Annotated in this window: 15 protein-coding genes; 8 read left to right on the plus strand and 7 right to left on the minus strand. The window is 69.4% G+C overall.

Translation table 11 applies throughout. The annotated features are described in order from the left end of the window. Positions 1-226: 226 nt before the first annotated feature. Entirely contained in the window at positions 227-1195 is a 969-nt protein-coding gene (gene corA / locus ACFFIC_RS27785; RefSeq protein ID WP_377056573.1) for a magnesium/cobalt transporter CorA, read from the plus strand. A gap of 328 nt (positions 1196-1523) precedes the next feature. Here the strand turns inward: corA and ACFFIC_RS27790 are convergent, their stop codons facing one another. The 6 genes from ACFFIC_RS27790 to ACFFIC_RS30095 all read right to left on the minus strand — a co-directional run bounded on the left by ACFFIC_RS27790 (position 1524) and on the right by ACFFIC_RS30095 (position 7582). Further along, the gene (locus ACFFIC_RS27790) at positions 1524-1817 is read right to left on the minus strand and encodes a hypothetical protein (RefSeq protein WP_377056575.1); all 294 of its coding nucleotides are present in this window, start codon (positions 1815-1817) and stop codon (positions 1524-1526) included. A gap of 1 nt (position 1818) precedes the next feature. Further along, positions 1819-2763, minus strand: coding sequence for a 4-hydroxy-tetrahydrodipicolinate synthase (gene dapA / locus ACFFIC_RS27795; RefSeq protein ID WP_377056577.1), 945 nt, complete (start codon positions 2761-2763; stop codon positions 1819-1821). 1 nt (position 2764) lies between these two features. Further along, complete coding sequence (locus ACFFIC_RS27800) at positions 2765-3127, minus strand: hypothetical protein (RefSeq protein ID WP_377056579.1); 363 nt, start codon at positions 3125-3127, stop codon at positions 2765-2767. 285 nt (positions 3128-3412) lie between these two features. After that, the gene (locus ACFFIC_RS27805) at positions 3413-4126 is read right to left on the minus strand and encodes a response regulator (RefSeq protein ID WP_377056581.1); all 714 of its coding nucleotides are present in this window, start codon (positions 4124-4126) and stop codon (positions 3413-3415) included. Further along, entirely contained in the window at positions 4123-6822 is a 2700-nt protein-coding gene (locus ACFFIC_RS27810; protein WP_377056583.1) for an ATP-binding protein, read from the minus strand. Before ACFFIC_RS27810 ends, ACFFIC_RS27805 begins: the two co-directional genes overlap by 4 nt. A 361-nt stretch (positions 6823-7183) precedes the next feature. Further along, positions 7184-7582 carry a hypothetical protein gene (locus tag ACFFIC_RS30095; RefSeq protein WP_456306975.1) on the minus strand — a complete coding sequence of 133 codons (399 nt, stop codon included), beginning with the start codon at positions 7580-7582 and terminating at the stop codon, positions 7184-7186. On the opposite strand from ACFFIC_RS30095, the gene kdpA reads away from it, so the two are divergent. The 7 genes from kdpA to ACFFIC_RS27850 all read left to right on the plus strand — a co-directional run bounded on the left by kdpA (position 7581) and on the right by ACFFIC_RS27850 (position 16315). Further along, complete coding sequence (gene kdpA / locus ACFFIC_RS27820; RefSeq protein ID WP_377056585.1) at positions 7581-9278, plus strand: potassium-transporting ATPase subunit KdpA; 1698 nt, start codon at positions 7581-7583, stop codon at positions 9276-9278. The two genes, ACFFIC_RS30095 and kdpA, sit on opposite strands and share 2 nt — an antisense overlap. 65 nt (positions 9279-9343) lie before the next feature. Then, entirely contained in the window at positions 9344-11353 is a 2010-nt protein-coding gene (kdpB, locus tag ACFFIC_RS27825; RefSeq protein WP_377056587.1) for a potassium-transporting ATPase subunit KdpB, read from the plus strand. 3 nt (positions 11354-11356) lie between these two features. Next, the gene (kdpC, locus tag ACFFIC_RS27830; protein ID WP_377056589.1) at positions 11357-11941 is read left to right on the plus strand and encodes a potassium-transporting ATPase subunit KdpC; all 585 of its coding nucleotides are present in this window, start codon (positions 11357-11359) and stop codon (positions 11939-11941) included. Positions 11942-11958: 17 nt separating this feature from the next. Next, positions 11959-12735: a TorF family putative porin gene (locus ACFFIC_RS27835; RefSeq protein ID WP_377056591.1), complete on the plus strand. Its 777-nt coding sequence runs from the start codon at positions 11959-11961 to the stop codon at positions 12733-12735. Positions 12736-13109: 374 nt separating this feature from the next. After that, on the plus strand, positions 13110-13760 hold the full coding sequence (locus tag ACFFIC_RS27840; RefSeq protein WP_377056593.1) for a GNAT family N-acetyltransferase: 651 nt from the start codon (positions 13110-13112) through the stop codon (positions 13758-13760). 677 nt (positions 13761-14437) lie between these two features. Next, positions 14438-15430: a calcium-binding protein gene (locus ACFFIC_RS27845; protein WP_377056595.1), complete on the plus strand. Its 993-nt coding sequence runs from the start codon at positions 14438-14440 to the stop codon at positions 15428-15430. A 63-nt stretch (positions 15431-15493) separates the two neighbouring features. Further along, a complete protein-coding gene (locus ACFFIC_RS27850; RefSeq protein ID WP_377056597.1) occupies positions 15494-16315 on the plus strand; it encodes a UDP-2,3-diacylglucosamine diphosphatase in 822 nt (273 codons plus the stop codon). Positions 16316-16385: 70 nt separating this feature from the next. Here the strand turns inward: ACFFIC_RS27850 and ACFFIC_RS27855 are convergent. Then, on the minus strand, positions 16386-16705 hold a 320-nt coding region (locus ACFFIC_RS27855), incomplete at its 5' end, for a hypothetical protein (protein ID WP_377056599.1).

The raw sequence follows: 16705 nt of genomic DNA on the forward strand, positions 1-16705 counted from the left end.
CCCAGCCGGACCATCTCCCAGTGACAGCCCGCGCGGCCTAATGGGGTTATTCAGGGCCGACTAGATAGCAGCGTTGCCCGGCCGGAAAACCGGCTGCCGCCCCACCGGCAGGACATTGCGTCCTTCCGCCGGCACCGGCCCGGAAGCGGCAGGCTGCGCGGTCGGTGCCTGGCGCCAACAGCCGTTGCGTTCGCTATGATGCCTCGGACAAGGCCGGGATCAGAGAATGACGGTTGTCGCCGCCTACCTTTATCGCCAGGGGGAGCGTGTCGAGCCCCTGGATGTCAATCAGCCGAACCCATGCACCGGGAACGCCGCCGAATTCGCCTGGATCGGGTTGATTGACCCGACGGCGGAGGAGCTGAAGCAACTCCAGGAAACGTACGGCCTGCACCCGCTTGCTGTCGAGGATGCCCTGAAGGGCAACCAGCTCCCGAAGGTCGATGTGTACGGGGAACAGCTCTTCGTCCTCGCCCGGACGGCACACCTGCAAGACGACCACATCACCTACGGCGAGACTGCGCTCTTCGTCGGCCGCAACCATGTCATCACGGTCCGCCATGGTTCTGGACGGGGGCACGGCGAGCTCCGCGCTCACCTTGAAGCGGCCCCCAAGCTCCTCGCGCACGGCGTGGATTACGTGCTTCACGCCGTGCTGGACTTCATCGTCGATGGTTACCTGCCCATCGTGGAAACCATCGAGGAGGACGTGCTCGCCATGGAGCAGCACGCGATCGACAACTTCCTGGACCGCGAGCAGGTCACACGTCTGTTCCACCTCCGCCGTCAGCTGATCCGGTTCCAACGTGTGCTCGGGCCGATGGGTGAGGTCTGCTCCAAGCTGGTTCGCCTGGACCTCCCCTGCGTTGATGCTGACGCTCGTCCCTACTTCAGCGACGTTCTCGACCACGTCCGCCGCGTCCAGACCATGGTGGATGCCCTGCGGGAGGTGCTCACGTCCGTGTTCGAGGTGAGCTCCCTCCTTGAGCAGAAGCGGCAAGGCACCATCACACGCCAGCTGGCTGCCTGGGCAGCCATCCTGGCAGTTCCGACGGCCATCGCCGGCATCTACGGAATGAACTTCGAGAACATGCCCGAGCTGAAAACGGAAAACGGCTACTTCATCGTTCTGGCTGTCATCGCCGCGCTCTGCCTGACATTGTTCATCAGCTTCAAACGCGCGAAGTGGCTCTGAACGATCGCTCCGGCAGCGTCCAGGCCGACAACCGCCCGGTTGGCGCCAGCCTGGCCATCCAGCCCCGGGCCGCTGTCGATGCGCCCCCTCGGATCATCCGTCGATCAGGCCAGCACCCGGCTCTCCCTCCTCCATCGCCGTCAGCAGGCCGGCCCTGTGCCGGCGTTCCTCAAGGGCGTCCGACCTGGCCGGCGATGTCGTCACGCAAGGATCCGGCGGGCCCCGGAAGCGGGAGCGTCGGGCCCGGCCTGTGTTCCCACGATCGCCACAGCGAGGTGGATGCCCTGCAGCAAGGCAGCCTTCCGGATGGCCTGCGTCCCGTCGATCCTCATGCCGCCACCGCTCGCACCACCACCCGTGCCAGGGCAGCCAGGCCCACGAAGGTGATTGCCTCATCCCAGCGGTTCAGGCTGGCCGCCAGCGGGCGCTCCCGGTTGGCCACGGCATAGCCAAGGGCCACGAAGGCGGCCACGACAAGCATCGGCACCGGCGTGACCGGCCGCGCCGTCAGGATGTGGACCAACGTGCACCACGCCCCGATGAAGCCGCCAGCCAGCCCCACCCGTGCCAGCGCCTGCGCCGATGCGGGATCCCCCCGGAGGAACTCCGGCTCCCCGGCCATGTCAGGCCACCTGCCGGAAGCGAGGCCGCGCGAACGCGGCCGCCGTAGCCTCCTCCTGCTCCGTGACGGCGACGAGCGCGCGGGAAAGCCGTGCCATCGTCGCCGGTTCGGAACGGGTCAGCGGCAGCCTCACGCCGGATGCGCAGAGCCCCATCAGCCCGAGCGCCGCCTTGACCGGGACGGGATTGGTTTCCGCGAAGAGGGCGGCGTCCAATGGCGCGAGGAGGTCGCGCAGGGTCGCCGCGAAGCTCAGGTCGCGGGTCGTGAAGGCGGCCTGCAAGGTCGCGCACAGGGCTGGCGCGACGTTCGCCGTGACGGAAACGCAGCCCTGCCCGCCCATGGCCAGGTGCGCCAGCGCCGTCGCATCGTCCCCGGAGAGCTGGATCAGCTCCGGGCCGCAGAGCCGGGCAAGGCGAGGCGGACGGGACAGATCGCCGCTCGCGTCCTTCAGCGCCTGGATCTGCCTGTCCTCGAACAGGCGCGCGATCGTCTCGTCCGCGAAGGCGATGCCGGCGCGGGAGGGCACGTCGTAGAGCACGATGGGCAAGCCGGTCGCGGCGGCGATGGCGCGAACATGCGCCCGCAGACCGGTCTGCCCTGGCTTCACGTAGGGTGGCGCGGAGACCAGAAGCGCGGTCGCGCCGAGGTGTTCGGCGGCCACGGCCAGTGCCACCGCCGCCTCCGTGCAGGGGGCACCGACACCGGCAACCACGGGCCGCCCGCCGGAAGCCTCCGCCACGCAGGCAACGGTGCGGGCGTGCTCCGCGGGTGCGAGCGCCGGCGCCTCGCCGGTGCTGCCGCAGACAACCAGCCCGGCGACGCCCCGATCAAGGGCACGTGCCGCGAGGCGTGACAGGGCGACGAGGTCCAGCTCGCCGGGGTCACCCGCCAGGAAGGGGGTGACGAGCGCCGGCAGAACGCCGCGCAAGGTCGGAGGAGGGCGCATCTCAGCGGAGCTTCCCGAGCTTGCCGCCACCAGAGAGGCGGCAGACGATGAGTGCGCCTTCGGCCTCGCCACGCAGAAGCACGCGCTCGAAGCCGTAGTCCCGAAGACGACCGGCGATCCCGCGGGCCAGCTCCGCCGCGCCCTGGCCGACCGCACGCAGAACGAGGCGCCCACCGGCCGGCAGGGCGCGGCGTGCGCAGTCCGCGACGGCCTGGCCGGCTTCCTCGGTGCGGATGGTGGGCGCGACCACAACCTCCACCGGGTCCGGATGGGCGGGCGCTGCGCGGAAGGCTGAGCCGCCCCGGCAACCGCGCCGCATGGCGTCGCACAGTGTATCGGCTGCGGCCTCCCCGATGACGAGCACGCGGTCATCGGGCCCGGCCGAAGCCGCGCCCAGCAGGTCACACCCGCGGGCAGACCCGATCGTGTGCGACCGCAGGCTCGGTGGCCAATCCTGGCCCGGCCTGCGGATCGCCGACCGGGTTCGCGCCGCTGGAGCAGCCCGCACCGGCGCGGATAAGTGAGCAGAGCGAATAAGAGCGGACATGGGAACCTCCACGCCGCGACAGATGACGGTCTTCCCATAAAACGGCGATGTCGATCGAAGCGGGAGCGCGTAAAATCGGCATAAAACGAGAGCCGTCTTCTTCTACTCCGGCGGAACGAGGCGGTAGCCGACGCCGGGTTCGGTGCGGATCAGGCTTGCCGCCGGACCGAGTTTCTGGCGGAGATGGCCGACGTAAACGCGCAGGTACTGCGCGTTCTCGGCGTGCCCCGGTCCCCAGACCGCTTCGAGCAACTGGCGCTGCGTGACCACCCGCCCGCCTCCCGCGCGGGCCATGGCCGCGAGAAGATCGTACTCGCGCGGCGTCAGCCGGAGCGGTGATCCATCCAGCGTCACCGTCCGTGCGGCGAGATCCATCGCCAGCGGGCCGGCCTGGAAATGAGCCTCCGGCGCGGCACGCCCTTCCAGGGCCGCGATCCGTCGCAGGGCGGCGCGCAGGCGTGCGAGGAGCTCACCGAGGGCGAAGGGCTTTTCCACATAGTCGTCGGCGCCCGCATCCAGCGCCGCCACCTTCGCCCTCTCGCCGTCCCGGGCGGACAGCACGATGATGGGCGCCGCGGTGAAGGCCCGCAGGCGAGGGATCATCTCCTGGCCGTCGAGATCCGGAAGGCCGAGATCGAGCAGTATGGCGGCCGGAGAATGGGTGGCCGCGAGATGCAGGCCTTCCACGGCATTGTCCGCCCGCACCGGCTCGTAGCCGGAAGCGGCGAGGGCAGGGCTCAGGAAGCGGTGGATCTGCGGCTCGTCGTCGACCACCAGCACGCGGGGTGGTGCCACGTCGGGTGGCGTTTTGCTCATGAGGGAAACCTCACCGTCACGCGCGTGCCCTTCCCGTTCAGGATCGGGCTGTCGGCCGCGATCCCGCCGCCCATCGCGCGGGTGAGACCACGGGCGATGGCGAGGCCGAGGCCGCTGCCGGCCGCGATCCGGTCGGTGCGGGAGGCGCGGAAGAAGGGATCGAAGATCCGCGAAAGATCCTCGTGGGGGATGCCCGGCCCGTCATCCTCGATCGAGACAACGGCGTTGGCGCCCTCACGCCGCGCGGTCACCACGACCTGCCCGCCCGGGCCCGAGAACTTCAGCGCGTTGTCGAGCAGGTTGGCGAGAATCTGGTTGAACAGCACCGGGTCGAGGGACGGCGCCGGAAGATGGGGAGCGATCCGGCGCTCCACCTTCCGGTCCGTGGCGTGCTGCACGCGTTCGACGACCGCCTCAATGGCGGAAGGCAGGTCCAGGGGCTCGGGCTGCAGCGTCACCTCGCCGCTCTCGAGCCTGACCATGTCGAGAATGTTGGTCGCGAAGCGACCGAGCCGCGCCGTTTCCTCCTCGGCGGTCAGGATAAGGTCGGCACGCGCCTCGGGCGGCAGGGCGTCGCCCATGGTCCGAAGCGTCTCGAGCGAGCCGCGGATGCCGGTGAGGGGGGTCCGGAGGTCGTGGCCGAGGGAGGTGAGAAGGGTGGTCCGCAGCGCATCCGCCTCTGCCCGCACGACGCTGCGGGCGCGCTCCTCCATCAGCTCCGCGCGTTCCAGCGCGATGGCGGCCTGGTCCAGCAGGGCGTGCAGCGCGCGCTCCCGCTCGGGGTCGAGCGGCTCCGCGCGGTCGGCAAACCGCAGGCCGACCAAACCCGCGATTCCCTGTGCGGTCGGCAGCGGCTGGAACTGCCACGCACTGTTCGGAAGCGTGTCCGTGCCCCACCCCGTCGCGCGCCCCTTTGCATAGGCCCAGCGCGCGGCCGCCATGGAGGCATCGTCCGGCTCCATGCCGGAAGGAGACGAGGCGCGGGGGATGAGGTCGGCATCATCCGCCCGGCGCTCGCGCGGAAGTCCCAGCCCCGGCACCTCCTCGCCGGAAAGCGGCATCAGCACGCAGGCGGGGCAGCCGGCGACGCGCTGGGCCTCCTCGGCGGTCAGTGAGAGCAGGGCGGCACGGTCCATCGGCGCGCCCAGGCGGCGGCTGAACTCCACCAGCCGGCGGAGGCCGAAGACGCGTGCCTGCGCGGCGCGCACGGAGTGCCCCAGCCGCCCGGCCGTGCCGGCCAGCAGCAGGGCAACGAGGCCGAAGACGACCGCGCCGAGGATCTCCTGCGGGCCATCGATGGTGAGGGTGTAGCGCGGCTCGATGAAGAGGTAGTTCCACAGCAGGAAGGAGAGCACGGCGGTGGCGAGGCCGTGCACCGGCCCGGAGGCGACCGCGCCCGCCACGGTCGCGGCGAGGTAGACCATGCCGAGCGAGCCTTCCGTCACCCGCTCGTCGAGGGTCAGGTTGATGCCGGTGGCCGCCAGGACCAGGACGGGCACGATGGCCCGGTTGAGCCAGCCCGGAAAGGAACGCCGCTGCGGCGGCGCGGGTGCCCGCCCCGTCACGGCCGGATCCGGAACAAGGTGCAGGGCGAAATCCGATGCCTGGCGCAGCAGGGTGGCGGAGAGGGTACGCCCGGTCAGGCGGCGCCAGAGCCGGGGCCTGCCGCGGCCGATCACGAGGTGCGTGACGTTGCGCGCCCGCGCCGCGGCCAGGATGGCGCGCGGCAGGTCGGTGTCGACGACGGTCTCGGTTTCGGCCCCGAGGGCTTCCGCCAGGCGCAGCGCCGGGGTGGGATCGCCGGCCGCGCCACTTGGCCGCTCGACGTGCAGCGCGACGAGCGAGGCGCGCAGCGCGTCGGCGATGCGCCGGGCCTGGCGCACCGCCGCCTCGGCCGAGGCATCGCCGCCGACGAGCACCATCACGCGCTCGCCTGCCGGCCAGGGGCCGGCGATGGCGTTGGCGCGCATGTAGCCCGTGACGTCGGCATCCACCCGCTCCGCCGTGCGGCGCAGCGCCATTTCCCGCAGGGCAGCGAGATTCCCCTCCCGGAAGAAGCTTCTCAGCGCGCGCTGCGCCTGATCGGGCCGGTAGACCTTTCCCTGGCGAAGCCGCTCCAGGAGTTCGGTGGGCGGGATATCGATCAGTTCGACCGCGTCCGCGCCGGCCAGGACGTGGTCGGGCACCGTCTCGGCGACACGGACGCCGGTGATGCGGGCCACAGCGTCGGAGAGGCTCTCCAGGTGCTGCACGTTCATCGCCGTCCACACCTCGATCCCGGCCGTGCGCAACTCCTCCACGTCCTGCCATCGCTTGGGATGGCGGCTGCCGGGCGCATTGGTATGGGGCAACTCGTCCAGCACCAGGATCGCCGGGTGGCGGGCCAGGGCGGCGTCGAGATCGAATTCCTCGAGCACCTGGCCCCGGTAGTCCAGGCGGGCGCGGGGCAGCACCTCCAGCCCCGCTACCTGGGCGGCGGTTTCGGCGCGGCCATGCGTCTCGACGAGGCCGACGACGACATCACCTCCACCAAGCGCGCGGCGGCGGGCCTCGGTCAGCATCTCGTAGGTCTTGCCGACACCGGGCGCGGCGCCGAGGAAAACCTTCAGCCGCCCGCGGCCTTCCCGCGTCGCGGCGGCGAGAAGGGCGTCCGGGTCCGGCCGGGCAGGCTCCCTCGGGCTGCCGGAGGACGGCATGCTCAGGCGAGCCGCCGGGTGGCAGGGCGGCAAGGCTCGTGCGTCATCCGTCCTCGCCCTGGCCCGCGAGGAACCCGGCTACCACGCCCGCCAGGGCGATGGCCATCGCGCCCGCGAGCCAAAGACGGGCCATGCCGGCGTCCGACGTTGCCGGCGTACGGAGCCCCATGGCCAACGACCCGACAAAACTCCAGAGCAGGAGCAGCACAAGGCTGAGAACAGGCAGGCGGCCTGATCGGAGAACCCGCATCCCGCTTCGGAGTCGGCCGGCGGCGGTCCGGTGGATCGGTGATACGGAACTCGCAGGTGGCCGTTCCGGCAGGTGCGAGATGGCGGCGGACATGCCGTGCTGCTCCCATCGTCATACCCTGCCTTCTTTGACCGCGGGCGCATAAAACCGCGATGACGCATCCGCGGTCCACGCGTAAAAATTCCATAAAAAATCCAGGCCCGACTTGCCGAATTCCACCGTCTTTATGGGAATTTTATGGAGTCGGTCTGAATCCCGAATGGCGTCTTTATGCATGGCTGCCGATTGATGTCCCGGTTGCTGGCCCTCTGCCAGCAGGGGAGACCCATGCTCGACATCCTTCTCCTGGCCCTCGGCCTCGGCGCCTTCGCGCTCATGGCCGCCTACGTCGCCGGCTGCGACCGGGTCTGACGCGCCATGTTCGACCTCATCTTGGGCGGCGCCGTGAGCGCCGGCCTCCTCGCCTACCTGCTGTGGGCGCTGCTGCGCCCCGAGGACCTGTGATCCCATGACCTTCTTCGGCTGGGCGCAGATCGCGCTCGTCCTCATCATCGCCGTCGCGGCCGCCCTGCCGGTCGGACGGTACATCGCGGCCGTCTCAACGGGGCGCGTCGGGTGGCTTGGTCCGGTCGAGCGCCTCTTCTACCGCGCCGGCGGCATCGATCCCGCGCGCGGGCAGGACTGGAGAGCCTATGGACTGTCCATGCTCGCCGCGAACGCGGCGGGCTTCGTGCTGCTCTTCGCGATCCTGCGCCTTCAGGGAGCGCTGCCGCTGAACCCACAAGGCCTCGATGGCATGTCATCCTGGCTGGCATTCAACACGGCGGTCAGTTTCGTCACCAACACCAACTGGCAGGCCTACTCGGGCGAGGTCGCGGCGTCCTACCTCAGCCAGATGGCGGGGCTTGCCGTGCAGAACTTCCTTTCGGCCTCCACGGGTATCGCCCTGGCCCTGGCGGTGTCGCGCGCCTTCGCGCGCGGCGGCGTGCGGGAGCTCGGCAACTTCTGGGCCGACTTCACGCGCGTCACGCTTTACGTGCTGCTGCCGATGAGCGTTGTGCTGGGCCTCGGCTTCGTCGCCCTCGGCATGCCGCAGACCTTCTCCGGCTACGTGACGGCCACGACGCTGGAAGGCGCGGAGCAGGTCATCCCGCTCGGCCCGGCCGCCTTTCAGATCGCCATCAAACACCTCGGCACCAACGGTGGCGGCTTCTTCGGCGTGAACGCCCTGCACCCCTTCGAGGGACCGGACGCCCTGGCCACCGCGTTGCAGATCCTGGGCCAGGCCATCATCCCCTTCGCGCTCTGCCTGACCTTCGGGCGCATCGTCGGCGATATCCGCCAGGGCCGTGCGCTGCTGGCCGTGATGGTCGGGTTCGTCGTGGTCGCCACCGCGGCGATCTATGCCGCCGAGGCCGCGGGCAACCCGCTCCTGACCGCGCTCGGGGTGGATCCCGCCATGGGCAACATGGAAGGCAAGGACCTCCGCTTCGGCATGCCGCTCGTCGCGCTGTTCACCGCCACCACCACGGGCGCATCCTGCGGTGCGGTGAACGCCATGCTCGACAGCTTCACGCCACTTGGCGGGCTGATCCCGATGTTCCTGATCCAGCTCGGCGAGGTGCTTCCGGGCGGCGTGGGATCGGGCCTCTACGGCATGCTCGTCTTCGCCCTGCTGGCCGTCTTCGTCGCCGGGCTGATGGTGGGGCGCACCCCCGAATACCTCGGCAAGAAGGTGCAGGCGCGGGAGATCAAGCTCGCCATGCTGGCGGTGCTGATCCTGCCCACCACCGTGCTCGGCTTCACCGCCGTCTCCGTCGTTCTGCCGGCCGCCATGTCCTCCATCCAGGATGCCGGACCGCATGGCCTTTCCGAGATGCTCTACGCCTATGTCTCGGCGGCCGGGAACAACGGCTCGGCCTTCGGCGGGCTGACGTCGGACACGCCCTGGATGAACGTGACGCTCGGCATCGCCATGCTGCTCGGCCGGTTCGCCTTCGCCGTGCCGGTGCTCGCCATCGCCGGCTCGCTCGCGGCCAAGGCGAAGGCGCCCGAGAGCGCCGGCACCTTCCCGACCCATGGGCCGCTCTTCGCCGGGCTTCTGGCCGGCGTGATCCTCATCCTCGGCGGGCTGCAGTTCCTGCCCTCCCTCACCCTCGGGCCGATCGCGGAGCACTTCATCATGCTCGCCGGCAAGACCTTCTGAGACCCATCCCGATGCTCGACAGCACCACCGCCGGTCCTGGCGCAGGAACCCGCGTCAGGCCTCCCATGCTCGACCCCGCCCTCCTGCCGAGGGCGCTGGGGGATGCGGTCCGCAAGCTCAATCCCCTCACGCTGCTGCGGAACCCCGTGATCTTCGTCACCGAGGTGGTCTCCATCCTCGTGACCGTGCTCGCCATCCGTGCCGCACTCGGCGGCCAGGCCTGGGGGTTCCAGGCCGGCATTGCCCTGTGGCTCTGGTTCACCGTGCTTTTCGCGACCTTCGCCGAAGCGGTGGCCGAAGGCCGCGGGCGGGCGCGGGCCGAGAGTCTCCGCAAGGCCCGCACCGAGGCTCAGGCCAAGGTCCTCCCCCGTTCCGACGACCGCTCGAACTGGCAGCTCCGCAACGCGACGGAGCTCCGCGTGGGCGACCACGTCCTCGTCGAACCCGGCGACATCGTCCCCTCCGACGGCGAGGTGGTGCAGGGCATCGCCAGCGTGAACGAGGCGGCGGTCACCGGCGAGAGCGCGCCGGTGATCCGTGAAAGCGGTGGCGACCGCAGCGCCGTGACCGGCGGCACCACCGTGGTGTCGGACTGGATCGTGGTGAAGATCACGGCCGCGCCCGGCTCCACCTTCATCGACCGCATGATCGCCCTCGTCGAAGGCGCCTCGCGCCAGAAGACGCCCAACGAGATCGCGCTCGACATCCTGCTGGCGGGCATGACGATCATCTTCCTGATCGCGGTCGCCAGCGTGGTGGGCCTCGCCTCCTGGAACGGAACCCCACCTTCCGTGCCGGTGCTCGCAGCCCTGCTGGTCACGCTGATCCCGACGACGATCGGTGGCCTGCTCTCGGCCATCGGCATCGCCGGCATGGACCGGCTGGTGCGCTTCAACGTCATGGCCACCTCCGGCCGCGCGGTGGAAGCCGCCGGCGACGTCGACGTGCTGCTGCTGGACAAGACCGGCACGATCACCCTCGGCAACCGCCAGGCCGCGGGCTTCTATCCCGTTCCCGGCGTGGCCGAGCGCGACCTGGCGGAGGCCGCCGTCCTTTCCTCGCTCGCCGACGAAACGCCGGAGGGGCGTTCGGTTCTGGCCTTTGCCCGGGACCGGCACGGCATCACGCCTCCGCCGGTCCCGGCCAACGTCAACATCGTTCCCTTCACCGCGCAGACCCGCATTTCCGGGCTCGACCTGCCGAGCGGGCAATTCCGCAAGGGCGCGGCGGACAGCCTGATCCGCAGCACGGGCCAGGAGGCACCGGCCGCGCTGCGGGACGCGGTGGACCGCATCGCGCGCCAGGGCGGTACGCCGCTCGCCGTGGCGAAGGATGGCCGCCTGCTGGGCGCCATCGAGCTGAAGGACGTGGTCAAGCCCGGCATCCGCGAGCGCTTCGTCCAACTCCGCGCAATGGGGATCCGCACGGTGATGGTGACCGGCGACAATCGCCTCACCGCTGCCGCCATAGCCACCGAGGCCGGCGTGGACGACTTCATCGCCGAGGCCACGCCCCAGGACAAGCTGCAGTACATCCGGAACGCGCAGGCCGAGGGACGCCTGGTCGCAATGGCCGGAGACGGCACCAACGACGCGCCCGCCCTTGCCCAGGCCGACGTGGGCGTGGCCATGCAGACCGGCACCCAGGCCGCGCGCGAGGCCGGCAACATGGTGGACCTGGACAGCGACCCGACCAAGCTCATCGAGGTCGTGGAGATCGGCAAGCAGTTGCTGATCACCCGCGGTGCTTTGACCACCTTCTCCATCGCCAACGACGTGGCGAAGTACTTCGCCATCCTGCCGGCGATCTTCGTGCTGCAATACCCGGGGCTTCAGGCACTGAACGTCATGCGCCTGGCCAGTCCCGAGAGCGCCATCCTTTCCGCGGTGATCTTCAACGCACTGATCATCGTCGCGCTCGTGCCTCTGGCGTTGCGCGGCGTCCGCTACACGCCGTCCGGCGCCGCGGCGCTGCTGCGGCGGAACCTGCTGGTCTATGGGCTGGGCGGCATCGTCGCGCCCTTCGCCGGCATCAAGGTCATCGACCTCCTTCTCCAGCTTCTCGGGATCGCCTGAGCCATGTCCGTCTTCCGCCCCGCCCTCACGATCGTGGCCGGCTTCACCGCCCTTCTCGGGATCGCCACACCCGCGGTGTTCACCCAGGTCGTGGGCGCCATCATGCCCTCACAGGCCGGCGGCTCGCTGATCGAGCGCGACGGCCGCATCGTCGGCTCCGCCCTGATCGGCCAGAACTTCACGGAGGCGCGGTACTTCCACCCGCGCCCATCCGCCACCAGCGCGGCCGATCCGCAGGACGCCACGAAGACGGTCGACGCGCCCTACAACGCCGCCGCCGGCGCCGCGTCCCAGCGCGGGCCGACCAGCGAGGCCTTGATCGACGCGGTGAGGAAGCGCGTCGCCGCGGAGGGTCCTGCGCCGGTCCCGGCCGATGCCGTTACCGCATCCGGCTCGGGACTGGACCCTGACATCAGCCCGGAGAATGCGGCGCGCCAGGTCGCCCGTGTCGCGCAGGCCCGGAACCTGCCGCAGGAACGCATCCGCGCGCTCGTGGCAGCAAACACCACGGCGCCGCTGCTCGGCCTTCTCGGCGTGCCGCGCGTGAACGTCCTACGCCTCAACCTCGCGCTCGACGACGCGCGTTGATCGTGACCGGAAAGACCATGGCCATGAACCTGCACCACAGCCTGCGCGCCTTGACGCTGCTGGGCCTCTCGGCCGGGGCGGTTGCCGTTCCCGCCGGGGCATCCGCCTTCGGGACCGAGCCACTTGGCCTTACCATCGGCCTCACGCCGACGATCTCGTCCGATTACCTTTTCCGCGGTATCAGCCAGACCCGTAACCGCCCGGCCGTGCAGGCCACGGTCGACATTCAGCACGGCAGTGGCCTTTACGTCGGCGGCTTCGTGTCCAACGTCACCTTCCTTGGCGCGAATGCCCGGCAGGAGGCCGACGCACTGGCCGGCTGGCGCACCACTGTCTCCGGCATCAGCCTCGATTTCGGCGGCATCGCCTACACCTATCCAGGCTTCGAGAACCGTCCGGCATCCGCCTACGATCTGCAATACGTCGAACTCGCAGCCAAGGCTTCCTTCAACATCTCAGACCTTCCATTGCCAGCCAAGGTGCTGGCTTTTCTCAACTACTCGCCCAACTACCAGCTTGAGAGCGGCACCGGTCTTTATGTGGAGGGCGGTCTGGAGCTTGCCTTGCCCCATGACCTGACCCTTGCCGGGCGTGGCGGTTACCAGTGGATCCAGAACAACGCCCGCTGGGGATCGCCCGACTTCGCCAACTGGAGCGTGAGCCTGTCCTACAGGATTTCTGATTTCGTGCTGACAGCCGGCTACTTCGACACAAGCCTGAACCGCGGCGAGTGCTTTGGCGGCCAGAAGATCTGCGAGGCCCGTTCCATGCTCTATCTCAGCCGGACCTTCTGAGTGCTGGCGTGCCGGCTGGAAGCGGCCGGGATGCGCAGGTCGTGCCAGCCTGCATCCTGCGCTGATGCCGTGCGCCGCGCGATCCGCCTCTTCCGTCCCGTGGTTCGCCGGCCGAGGTGCCCCCATTGCCTGCCAAGGATGAATGAAGTGGCCGCCATGCTGCGGAGGCACTCAGAAATCACCGGGAATGGAAAAGATGAAGAACATATGACATCGGGAATACCGGCTTGAGCCTGTTTCCCTGCCGCACCATAATTTAAGAATGACGAAAGGACCTTCTCCGGCTCGCACCCGGACCCGCGACTGAAAACCGGAGGCACTGAGGTTGTCCGGCGCGCATGTGCGCCACGTTGTTCACGGTCGCGAAGGTTTTCATGATCACCCCCGGGAGCAGGGCTCCCCTGAAGTATCGTCGGATCGGTCGTGCCGAGACTGATATCCTGTTCAGCATTCCCCTCGACCCGGATGTGACCGCCCGCTTTCTGGGCCCGCTTGAAGCGGTCGCGGCCGCCGTCCGTCAGGGTTCCGCCCACGTGCTCGTCATGGCGGAGCGCGATGGGGAGCCACTCGGCTTCTACGTTACTCATCCGGACCCGCAGGACGGTTCATGCTGGTGGCTTGGATACCTGGCCGTCTCCACGCGGGCGCAGGGTGCCGGGATCGGTCGGGCGATGCTCGCCGCGGTTCTCCGCAGGCTTTCCGGCGTGCCGGGATGCCGGCGGGTTCTCCTGCTGGTCGACAGGGATAACCCGGCCGCTCAGCACCTTTACCGGCGGATGGGATTTGCGCCCTCGGGCACCGAAAACGTGGGAACGGAGGAGATCCTGGCCTGGGGCTGCGGCGGGATGGCGCCGGTCCTTGCCGTGGTGCCGAGAACAACAAGCCCCTTCACGAAGCGGCGGCGCTGGCGGGTGCGGCTGAACCCGGGCCCTCATGCGGCGCGTGTCATCGGGTTGACGCGCGGGCCGCCCACCGACGCGGAGCGGGGCACCTGGCTGCCGAGCCTGGCGCCAGCTTGCCCCTGAGCCAAGCCGCATCGCCTGACCCGCCGGGCAACCATGGCCATGCCCGTGCGGAACGTCATGGGGCGCGCATCGCGCCGCAGTCAGCGCGCATCCTGAAGGCGCGCCATAGACAACCTCGCGATCAGCCCAGGTGCCACATGGCCGCGCATGATGAAGCGATTGCCTCCCTGTAACCGGACCCACCTGAGACGTGTGTTCATGACTTCACGGGAGCGCAATGACGATGGCCGGCACCACCGGAACCCTTCTGTGAACCGTAAACAGTTCCGACACCGCCGTCGGCGGCCCCGAAGTTGTCGCCCTTGATCCGCGAAGCGGGCTCGTGCTGGCGCTCTGGGAGGCAACCGAGACGGGCCTCGTGCAAACCTGCGACTCCGGCGACCTGATCGAGCGCATGCTGCTCCAGGCGCGCCCCGACCTGTTCGACGACACCCGCTCCGACAGCAAGGTGCCGGAGCCCGAGAGCATCTCGCTCGGGGTCGTGGAAGGGCAGCTCTACGCCTTCGTGGCATTGGAGCGGGCGGACTCCGTCATGTCCTTCGCCATCAACTCCCCCCGCAGGTGGAGTATGCCGGACTCATCGCGACGGAGGACGCACCCGAGGCATCCGCTTCGTGCCCGCCGGGGACGCGCCCGCCGGCGCGCCGTTGCTCATCTCGCCCAACGAAGGATCCGGCGTGACCACGGCGCACGACACGGCTTCCGGGACCGGCAATGCGCCGCAGATCGGCGGGGCCGGCGACGACGCTCTTGCTGGCCAGGGCGGGCGGGATGTGCTGGCGGGCCTGGGCGGCAACGACACGCTGAGCGGCGGAAGCGGCTCCGACCGGATCGAAGGCGGCACCGGCACCGACCTTCTCTACGGCGGTACGGAAGGCAACGGCCTTGAAGGCGGCGCCGGCGATGATGTTGTTCTTGGCGAAGCCTGGAATGATCGCCTCACCGGCGGGCACGGGCGTGACACGGTTGCCAGCGGCCAGGGGGACGACACCGCATCCGGTGGGGAGGGCGCTGACCTGCTCAGCGGCCAGGCTGGCGACGATTTTCTGGGCGGGGATGCCGGCGGCGACCGCCTCTTCGGCGAAGAGGAGGATGATGTGTTCGTCTTCGCGCCCGGATCCGGTCGGGACACGATCTCCGGCTTCGGCCAGTCCTCCGCCGATGACGACGTCATCCGGTTCGCGCCTGATTCCTTCACCAGTTTCGAGCAGGTTATGGGCAACACCCGGCAGGACGGATCCGGCGTCGTGATCACCGGCGGGACGGGAGACGCCGTCACGCTGGTGAACGTGTCCCTCCTCCCACTGACGCCCATGAACTTCATCTTCGGTGAGGAGCGCCGGGCTCTTCGCCGAATGCCCTGCGGCCGCCAGCGGCCTTGGTTGATGAAGGCGCTGGTGCATGACCTTCGTCGCCTGGCGCTCCTGCGTGAGTACCGTAGCCCGTCGTGGCCCCGAGCGTTCTCGGCCGGGCCCACGGCCGGGCGCCTGGCTTCCCGGTCACCCGCGCAAGCGGCTCCAGCCGCCGGATCCCGGCAGCCCATCCCCACGAACTGCCGCGCGCCGTCTCGGCTTCGCGCAGCGCTTCCATGCTCAGGGATCACGCTACCCGAACACCTGCGCCTGGCCGCACCGGATTCGAAGAACAGGACCATTCCCCATTTAAAGTAACCGTCATACGTGGCGATCACCCCGTGACGTATAGTCTCGTGCGGACAGATGGCAGGAGCGGACATGCAGCACGCCGAAGCGACCCGGCAGTATCGCAGCGTGTTCATTTCGGACGTTCATCTGGGCACGCGCGGATGCCGTGCGGAATTCCTGGCCGACTTTCTGCGCTCCATGGCTTGCGAGCAGCTTTATCTTGTCGGCGACATCGTGGATGGATGGCGGCTCCGCAAGTCGTGGTACTGGGACGCGCATCATGACGAGGTGATCCGCCTGGTTCTGCGACATGCGCGGCATGGCTCGGCGGTCACCTATATCCCCGGCAACCACGACGAGAAGTTCCGGGATTGGCTCGGCCTGGAAGTGGCCGGCGTGCGCCTGACGGGGGAGGCGGAGCACGTCACGGCCGATGGGCAGCGCCTGCTGGTGATGCATGGCGACGCCTTCGACAGCGTGGTGCGCTACGCCAAGTTTCTCGCCCTTCTCGGCGACTGGGCCTATGACGTGGCGCTGGAGCTGAACCGCCTGGTTAACCTGGCGCGGCGCCGCCTGGGATATCCCTACTGGTCTCTTTCCCAGTGGCTGAAGCGCCAGGTGAAGGGCGCCGTGAAGGCGATCGACCGCTTCGAGGAAGCCCTGGCGCTGGAGGCGCGGCGGCGCGGCCTGGACGGGGTGATCTGCGGGCACATCCACCATGCCGAGATGCGCGAGATCGGCGGCATCGTCTACAGGAACGATGGCGACTGGGTGGAGAGCTGCACCGCGCTCGTGGAGCATTTCGACGGGCGCTTCGAACTGGTGGCCTGGGCGGAGGAGCGCAAGCTGTCTTTCTTCCGCCCGCGGCGCGCTGCGGAGCCGGCGCTCGATACCGCGGTGGATGCGAGTTGAAGGCAGGCCAGCGGCCCGCCCGGTGCTTTCTTCCGTAATCCCGGGCTGGCGCGCCCGCCACGCCGGCACTTCAGGTTGAGCCCGCCGCCTCCGCCCGCCCGTCCGCCATCCCGCCCTTTGCGGCCAGCGGCAGCGTGTTGCCACGCCATACCGTCGTCCCGCTGGTCCAGCCGAGCAGCCAGAGGCCGAGCATCATCGCGTCCCGGACGGGAAAAGCGGCAACGATGCGCCAGGACAGCGGCCAAACCTGCGCCGTGCTGCGGCGGCCGAGCGGTTGCTCGAAGGGGGAGTCGACAAGGCGCACGCGCTTGCCCGCACGGCTCAGCCGGTAGCGTCCGTCAACGTGGTGGAAATTGCATTTGGGCTTGAGGTGGCCACGGCTCAGGCGGC

The organism is Muricoccus vinaceus (assembly GCF_042433125.1).
In the GTDB taxonomy this organism is placed as follows: domain Bacteria; phylum Pseudomonadota; class Alphaproteobacteria; order Acetobacterales; family Acetobacteraceae; genus Roseomonas; species Roseomonas vinacea.

What these genes read in the sequence shown, in the direction of transcription:
- corA (WP_377056573.1), top strand. Translation starts at nt 227, where the DNA reads ATGACGGTTGTCGCCGCCTACCTTTATCGCCAGGGGGAGCGTGTCGAG.
- ACFFIC_RS27790 (WP_377056575.1), bottom strand. Translation starts at nt 1,817, where the DNA reads ATGGCCGGGGAGCCGGAGTTCCTCCGGGGGGATCCCGCATCGGCGCAG.
- dapA (WP_377056577.1), bottom strand. Translation starts at nt 2,763, where the DNA reads ATGCGCCCTCCTCCGACCTTGCGCGGCGTTCTGCCGGCGCTCGTCACC.
- ACFFIC_RS27805 (WP_377056581.1), bottom strand. Translation starts at nt 4,126, where the DNA reads ATGAGCAAAACGCCACCCGACGTGGCACCACCCCGCGTGCTGGTGGTC.
- ACFFIC_RS27810 (WP_377056583.1), bottom strand. Translation starts at nt 6,822, where the DNA reads ATGCCGTCCTCCGGCAGCCCGAGGGAGCCTGCCCGGCCGGACCCGGAC.
- kdpA (WP_377056585.1), top strand. Translation starts at nt 7,581, where the DNA reads ATGACCTTCTTCGGCTGGGCGCAGATCGCGCTCGTCCTCATCATCGCC.
- ACFFIC_RS30095 (WP_456306975.1), bottom strand. Translation starts at nt 7,582, where the DNA reads ATGGGATCACAGGTCCTCGGGGCGCAGCAGCGCCCACAGCAGGTAGGC.
- kdpB (WP_377056587.1), top strand. Translation starts at nt 9,344, where the DNA reads ATGCTCGACCCCGCCCTCCTGCCGAGGGCGCTGGGGGATGCGGTCCGC.
- kdpC (WP_377056589.1), top strand. Translation starts at nt 11,357, where the DNA reads ATGTCCGTCTTCCGCCCCGCCCTCACGATCGTGGCCGGCTTCACCGCC.
- ACFFIC_RS27835 (WP_377056591.1), top strand. Translation starts at nt 11,959, where the DNA reads ATGGCCATGAACCTGCACCACAGCCTGCGCGCCTTGACGCTGCTGGGC.
- ACFFIC_RS27840 (WP_377056593.1), top strand. Translation starts at nt 13,110, where the DNA reads ATGATCACCCCCGGGAGCAGGGCTCCCCTGAAGTATCGTCGGATCGGT.
- ACFFIC_RS27850 (WP_377056597.1), top strand. Translation starts at nt 15,494, where the DNA reads ATGCAGCACGCCGAAGCGACCCGGCAGTATCGCAGCGTGTTCATTTCG.